Annotated in this window: 7 protein-coding genes and 1 pseudogene; 5 read left to right on the top strand and 3 right to left on the bottom strand. The window is 63.6% G+C overall.

The window, feature by feature from the left end; all coding sequences use genetic code 11:
* The 3 genes and pseudogenes from DM816_RS04085 to DM816_RS44185 form a co-directional block, all read left to right on the top strand.
* Positions 1 to 488 (top strand): annotated as a pseudogene (locus tag DM816_RS04085) (hypothetical protein); the annotation flags it as partial.
* A gap of 975 nt (positions 489 to 1,463) precedes the next feature.
* The gene (locus DM816_RS04080) at positions 1,464 to 2,339 is read left to right on the top strand and encodes an IS110 family RNA-guided transposase (RefSeq protein WP_211588538.1); all 876 of its coding nucleotides are present in this window, start codon (positions 1,464 to 1,466) and stop codon (positions 2,337 to 2,339) included.
* A gap of 515 nt (positions 2,340 to 2,854) precedes the next feature.
* A complete protein-coding gene (locus DM816_RS44185) occupies positions 2,855 to 3,361 on the top strand; it encodes a hypothetical protein (protein ID WP_162907105.1) in 507 nt (168 codons plus the stop codon).
* Here the strand turns inward: DM816_RS44185 and DM816_RS45655 are convergent.
* Entirely contained in the window at positions 3,349 to 3,693 is a 345-nt protein-coding gene (locus tag DM816_RS45655; RefSeq protein WP_162907104.1) for a hypothetical protein, read from the bottom strand. The genes DM816_RS44185 and DM816_RS45655 overlap by 13 nt on opposite strands.
* Here DM816_RS45655 and DM816_RS04075 point away from each other — a divergent pair.
* Positions 3,574 to 4,914, top strand: coding sequence for a recombinase family protein (locus tag DM816_RS04075; RefSeq protein ID WP_425455217.1), 1,341 nt, complete (start codon positions 3,574 to 3,576; stop codon positions 4,912 to 4,914). The genes DM816_RS45655 and DM816_RS04075 overlap by 120 nt on opposite strands.
* Here the strand turns inward: DM816_RS04075 and DM816_RS45650 are convergent.
* Both DM816_RS45650 and DM816_RS42160 read right to left on the bottom strand, forming a co-directional pair.
* Complete coding sequence (locus DM816_RS45650) at positions 4,845 to 5,261, bottom strand: putative toxin-antitoxin system toxin component, PIN family (protein WP_162907102.1); 417 nt, start codon at positions 5,259 to 5,261, stop codon at positions 4,845 to 4,847. The two genes, DM816_RS04075 and DM816_RS45650, sit on opposite strands and share 70 nt — an antisense overlap.
* Before the next feature lie 19 nt (positions 5,262 to 5,280).
* The gene (locus DM816_RS42160) at positions 5,281 to 5,523 is read right to left on the bottom strand and encodes a ribbon-helix-helix protein, CopG family (protein WP_162907101.1); all 243 of its coding nucleotides are present in this window, start codon (positions 5,521 to 5,523) and stop codon (positions 5,281 to 5,283) included.
* Positions 5,524 to 5,759: 236 nt separating this feature from the next.
* Between DM816_RS42160 and DM816_RS04065 the strand changes: the two genes are divergently transcribed.
* The gene (locus DM816_RS04065) at positions 5,760 to 6,227 is read left to right on the top strand and encodes a hypothetical protein (protein WP_117208697.1); all 468 of its coding nucleotides are present in this window, start codon (positions 5,760 to 5,762) and stop codon (positions 6,225 to 6,227) included.
* The last annotated feature ends 318 nt before the right edge of the window (positions 6,228 to 6,545 follow it).

The following is a 6,545-nucleotide window of genomic DNA, read 5'->3' as shown; positions in this document are numbered from 1 at the left end:
CAGGCCCCCGCGTCGGCGGCCCCACCACCCCCGCCGCGTTCTCCCCCGCAAACGACTCCACCCCACCGGTCACACCCATGACCCCAGACACAGAGTCGGCCACCGCCGACTCAACCGCCGCAGCAGCACGCACCGGCAAACCACCCACCAACACCGGCTCCGCAGCAGCACGCCCCGACGGCGAAACCACCTGCAACACCGCCGAACCCGCCGACGGCCACACCACCGGCCGCGGTGTGTGCACCGGCATCGACCCCGGCGCCGTACTGCCGGACGGCAACGGCGACACCGGCACCGACACATCACCCGGCGACTCGGGCGCAGCCACCACCGGCACCGGCGGCAACCCCACCACCAAACCAGCCACCAACGACACCACAACCGGCAGCGACAACCCCACCCGAAACCCGCGACCCACCGTCTACCCCCCGCTCCCGACCCAGCAGTCGATCACCCACACCGGAACAAGCACACTGCCACACCCCTGATCCACACACAAGACCCGGAACGGCCGACAGCAACAGCAGACCAGCAACCACAGCCACCCACACAAACCCATGCGATACTCGTCCAACACGAACCAACCCGCACAACAACCCGTCACAGCATCATTCGGTCGAGGCTCCTGGGAATCTCTCGGACCATGCGAACACGAACAGCGAATACACGACGCCCATCCCGCCGAAACACCGTCCTGAATGGACAACACGCCAACAACCGTGCTTCAACACAGAACTCACAGAAAATGGGTCGTCACCATGCTGAAACCAGGTACCCGGACAATCAATTGTGCATGAGCAACGTCATTCAGCGAGCATGTCAATGTGAGAACTCAGCAGATAGCCGACCTGGCGCCGTCGGTCAGACCCCGGACCGGGTGGCGTGGCCCGACACCACGGTTATCTTGCTCCGGACGTCGCACTCCGCCACAGATCGAACCCGGCCATACCCAACAAACGGACGCGACGGATGACACCGCCCGTCGAAAGCTCGACATGACCCGTCTCGCCGAACAGGTCGACGGGTTGACGACTCGCCCTGCGCGACGCGGCCCGGCTCTGCCCTCTTCCCGGCTGGCATCGTCCTAACGCACCGATGTGCGTCGCGGGGGGACGCATCCTTGCTCCTGGCCACGACGGTCAGCTCATGGGCGCGGCGCGATGGTGCACACCGAAGGCACACCCGGACCGGCCAGCGACCTTAGCCTGATGTGATGAAGGAGCGGGGCCTCCGCTCCTGGTGACGCTTCCGGTGATCGTGTGTTACCCGGTTCACTGGAAGTGGTCAATGTCGGTCACGTCAGTGAGGAGGCCCCTCATGGAAGACTGCTGTGGTCCTCAGATCGTGGGTATTGACTTGCACCGGCGGCGTTCGGTGCTGGTTCGGATGACCCCGGCCGGTGAGCTGCTGGGTAAGGCCCGCGTCGACAACGAACCGCTGGCGTTCGCCATCAGATCGCGTTGATGGGCGAGGCGCCCGAGGTGGTGATCGAGGCGACGTACGGATGGTACTGGGCCGTGGATCTGCTACAAGAACACGGTGCGACCGTCCACCTGGCACATCCCTTGGGAGTCAAGGGATTCGCCTATCGCAGGGTGAAAAACGACGAACGGGACGCCGCTGATCTGGCCGATCTGCTGCGGATGGGGCGGCTGCCCGAAGCGTGGATTGCTCCGCCGCCGGTGCGGGCGTTGCGGGAGCTGGTCCGTCACCGGGCCAAGCTGGTGGCGTTGCGTTCCGGCTTGAAGTGCAGCGTGCACGCGGTGCTGGCCAAGTGTGGTACCGCTGTGCCGATGAGTGATCTGTTCGGCGCAGCCGGTACCGAGCTACTCAACCAGCTACTGCTGGAGCAGGAGTACACGGCCCGGATTATCTCGCTGCGCCGCCTGATCGAGGCCATCGACTTTGAGATCGATGCGTTCGCCAAGATGATCGCCGCTCGGCTGGTCGGCCATCCCGGCTACCGGGCCATCCAGGCCCTGGAAGGGGTGGGCCCGGTGCTGGCGGCGGTCCTGGTGGCGGAGATCGGCGACGTTGGCCGGTTCACCCGGCCCGAGCAGCTGTGTTCCTGGGCCGGGCTGACCCCACGGCACCGCGAGTCTGATACCAAGGTCCGCCGTGGGCGGATTACCAAGCAGGGTAACCGTCTGGTGCGCTGGGCCTGTGCCGAAGCGGTGCAGCGCATCCGGGGCTGCCCGCTGACCGGCACCCGGGTGAGGCTGGCCGACACACGCGGTGCCGGTGTCGCCAAGGTCGCCTGCGCCCGGAAACTGCTCACCCTGGTCTTCTGGGGGCTACGTGACGGTGAGATCCGTTGCCTGGCGAAGGAACCGGTGTGACCACGAGCCCGGCGTGGCCAGTGTGCGAGATCGTGTGGATTCTGACCCCCGTCAAGGCGAGGTCGACCAAGTCTGATTGATCCCACCTGGCCACCGCCGCATCTACTCCATGCTCGTTAACCATCACGGCGAAGGGATGAACGGCAACCGGGACCGGCTTGCCTTGATGTCCACATCGGACAGTGGAGAAGCGGCACCCCAACCCCATACCGATTCCGGCATAGCCCGAGCATCGCGCCGGTCTCGCTGGTGTCAAGGCCAAGCCCTCCGGGCGGGCCTACGGTCGGCCATGACACCACACTTGACACGACGCGCAGAACATCATGCCCGAAACCGGATCAAGAAACGGTCACATCCCTTCAAAACCAGGACTTGACCGACCCCGCTCCTCAGGGATGAATCCACCGGTAACGGTTTAGTGTCCATTGTGGACAGAGATAGAAAAGCGTCCTCTGGGCTGGGAAGATGGGAGTTGCTGAGACAACCATTACCCAACGTGAGAGGACACCTCACAGGTGAGGCTATCGCATGGGTCGCGTGGTGTCGTCGTCCGGATCGACGAGCTCAATTTGGTGTCGTGTGCCGGGCTGGTGCCGGTGATGCGGCTGGCTGAACAGGTTGACTTTGCCGGGCTGGTGGATGGGCGGGTGCGCCCGGACCTGCCGACCGGAGCGCGTCCTGGCGGCAAGGCGGCTGCGGTCGTGGCGGGGATGACCGCGGGGGCGGACTGCATCGACGATCTGGACCTGTTGCGTCACGGCGGGATGAAGGCGCTGTTTGACGGCGTGTATGCGCCGTCGACGTTGGGGTCGTTCCTGCGGTTTTTCACTTGGGGACACAGCCTGCAGCTGGAGGCGGCATCGCGGGATCTGCTGGCTGCGCTGGCCGGGCGGGTGCCGCTGTTGCCCGGCGCCGACGAGCAGGTCGTCGTGGATGTGGACTCGCTGCTGCGGCGGGTGTACCGGCATGCCAAACACGGCGCGGCGTTCGGGCACGCCAAGGTCGGCGGCTACCGGGTGTAGCTGCGTGGTCTGTCGCCACTGATCGCCACGCTGTCCACGCCGGCGGCGGCGCCGGTGATCGCCGCCGCCAGGAGCGTGAGATCCTCATCGACCGAGTCATCAACGCTCTGGAACGCAAAGCGTCGAAGGGAGAATGGTGCGGCGGCAAGGTCCCCCACGGCTATGAACTCAACCGCGACACCAAGAAACTGGCGATCGCCGCAGGCGAAGACCTGGCCGTCAAAGCCATCTTCGAGACCTTCACCAAGAAACGCCTGGGAGCAAAGGAGGTCGCCAAAGACCTCAACCAGCGGGGATACCGCACACGTACCGGAAAACGCTGGTCCAGCCACACCGTGCTCGCGATCCTACGCAACCGCACCTACCTCGGCGAGATCTACTACCGCGGCACCTGGTACCGCGCTGACGACCACCACCCCGCCCTCATCGACACCGCCGTCTTCGATCATGCACAGCGGATTCTTGACCAGCGCAGCGAAGACTACTCACAACGCGCCTCGGCCAACTCCGACTACTGCCTCACCGGCGAAATCAAATGCGACCACTGCGGCGCCCACTACGTCGGCACCGCCGCCACCGGACGCAACCGCCGCTACCGCTACTACACCTGCTTAACCCGGCAGCGCTACGGACCCCAGTCCTGCCCAGCCGACCGCCTCCCCGCCGACGAAGTCGAAGACAAGATGCTCGGCGCGCTCATCGACACCTACCACCAGACCGACATCATCCAAGAAGCTATCGCTTCGATCGCCGCACAAGCTGCCGACGCCCAACACGACCGCCGGAAGACCATCACCGCCATCGACACCGACCTGGAAGAGATCACCGCAGAGATCGACCGCTACCTCAACGCGTTCGAGAACAAGGCCATGACCGAAGCCGCCGCCGGCGAGCGGGTCGCGCAGCTAAAGGAGCGAGCACGCCAACTCAAAGCTCACCGAGAAGAGCTCACCTTGGCCGCAGAAGACGATCCCGAGCCGCTCGACATCACACAAGAAGATCTGACGGCATGCGCGGCGAGATCGTTCAACTGCTCAACCAAGGTGCACCCGGAGCCAAGAATGCCCTCTTCCGGGCGCTGGTCCACGAGATCCAGGTTACCGGGAGGCACCACATCAAGCCGTACTTCCGCATCCCCGCAAGCAATACGAACCCCGGACCAGGGGTCCGGGGTTCGTATTGTGACACGTTGGGCTCCCCCACTTGGACGGAAACTAAACCCATCGCTCGTCGACTACCTGCGCAAATGCGCTGCCCGTCTTGGCTCGGAGGACCTCAGCACGCCTTGTCCCCCGACTGCCAGCGCGTACGCCTCGCCTCAGAGGCGGGCGCTCACCACGCGCCTCGGCTCTGATGACATAGACGACCTCATCACGGCTTTCCGGTCCGGATGGTCGCGCCCGGCGTTGGCGCAGAGGTACAAGATCAGCATTAGCAGCGTGGCGCGGATCTTGAAGCGCCATCGCGCCCGTGACCGCGATGGCTACGACCCCGAGTCTTCGCCAACTTTCCGGAAATCCGAGGCGAAAATACTGCGTAACTCGCGAGGATGAGCGATGCCGATACCTCGAAACGGATTCAGCTTCAGCAGGGCATGGTCAGCCGTAACAACAAGGTGCGCCTGGGCTGCGAGCGCACATTCCAGGATGGCGTTGTCGTCGGGATCGTCGACGACAGAAAGTGTCTCATTGGGGGTGACCACCGTGGCGATTGTCTGGATGCGCTCGATGAGGCGCTGGACGTCATCGGGGTGGATGCCGAACTTGTTGACCAACTTGTCGCGGACTTCGTCAAGGATGGCGGCTGAAACGAATACCCCGAAACCGCTGCTCGGTGTCGTGGCGATGTCCAACCACAGATCGGCGTGCCCGCCAGGGCGAAGGGCCGCTGCGACGTACACGTTGGAATCGAAGACGACCCTAAGCCGCACCGCCCTTGTCCAGGTAGCGGTAGACGTCTTCGTCGGTCTGAAGGCCCAAACGGGTGGCCACCAGCACTCCTTGGTCCTGCACGCGGCGCAAAGCCCGCTTGAACATGTAGCTGTTGTACATCTCGCGGAAGAGGTCGCTCTTGGAACGACCTTCCTCAGCGGCGATCTTGTCCAGATCGTCTTTGAGGGCGGTGTCTACCGAGAAGCTGATGGTCGCCGGGGCTGTTTTCATGACATTTCTCCTACCAATAATACTAATGAACCTCAATATTTATGTCAAGATCACCGCGTGGCGAGCAAGCCCTCCCGGTCGGGAACGGAAAGAACGGCACGGCAGATGCCACAACCATTCGCACGCAACCAATTCCTTTGGGAGAACCCGGACCTGAGCATCGCTTCAGTCCTTCGACCCCGCCCACCGAACCGGAATAGGAGCGACAACAAGCACGTTAATAGAGGAACATTGCAATGGAAACATCGAGTCCCCATCCTGAAGGAGGCAGCAACGCGATTACCAGCCAGAACAAGCCCACGGCGCCGGGCATCCCGGAACCGGAGGCCAATCCTCCGGAGCCACCTTTGACCTTTGCCGAGGCCGTGAAGCGAAGCCCATATTCCCTGCTGACCGAGCTACACGAACAGGCACTGCACAACTATCGGGAAACAGCACCGGAGCCCTTCCTGGCCGAGCTGGCGCTGTCCTCCGCCGTGATTCGCTGGTGGACCAGTTGGCAACCCATCGCCATGGAACGGGCCTTTGAAGCCGGCGCCGGCCTCGATGAGGTCGCGGCTGCCATGGGTTCGACCAAAGAACAAGTCCTTGAGCGCTGGTCTGATTGGGCAGGCGAGCAAAGTCAGCTGATCATCGGCGGCCGACCTGCTGTGGATCCTGATGTCCTGGATACGATCCGGGCACGCCTGGCCGATCAGTTGTAAGAGCCATTCGCGAGATGGACGTTTCACCGTACGTCTGAACGCTCCAGCTCGCGCCCCAGGCGTTCAGCCATCGCGACAGCCGACGGATCGATCAAGGTTCGCAACCACTCGCAGACCTCACGCGCTTTGTCGGTCGTCTTGGGTCAGTTGACGAAGACGCTCCTCAGCGAGCGAGAGGTAGTCGCTTGCGAGGTGCACCCGAGCGCCAGGGTTGCTGCCGTTGCCTGGAACCCGGACCCATCTGCCGCTCTTGCGCGTCGCGCAGCCGTTGCACAGCACCGAGGTAGTAGGTAGCGATACCCACGGGCGCCAGGTCAG

This window comes from Allorhizocola rhizosphaerae, from assembly GCF_003426775.1.
GTDB classification, from domain to species: domain Bacteria; phylum Actinomycetota; class Actinomycetes; order Mycobacteriales; family Micromonosporaceae; genus Allorhizocola; species Allorhizocola rhizosphaerae.
The sequence above is the reverse complement of the archived record's forward strand: the minus strand, read 5'-3'. Positions and strand labels throughout refer to the sequence as shown.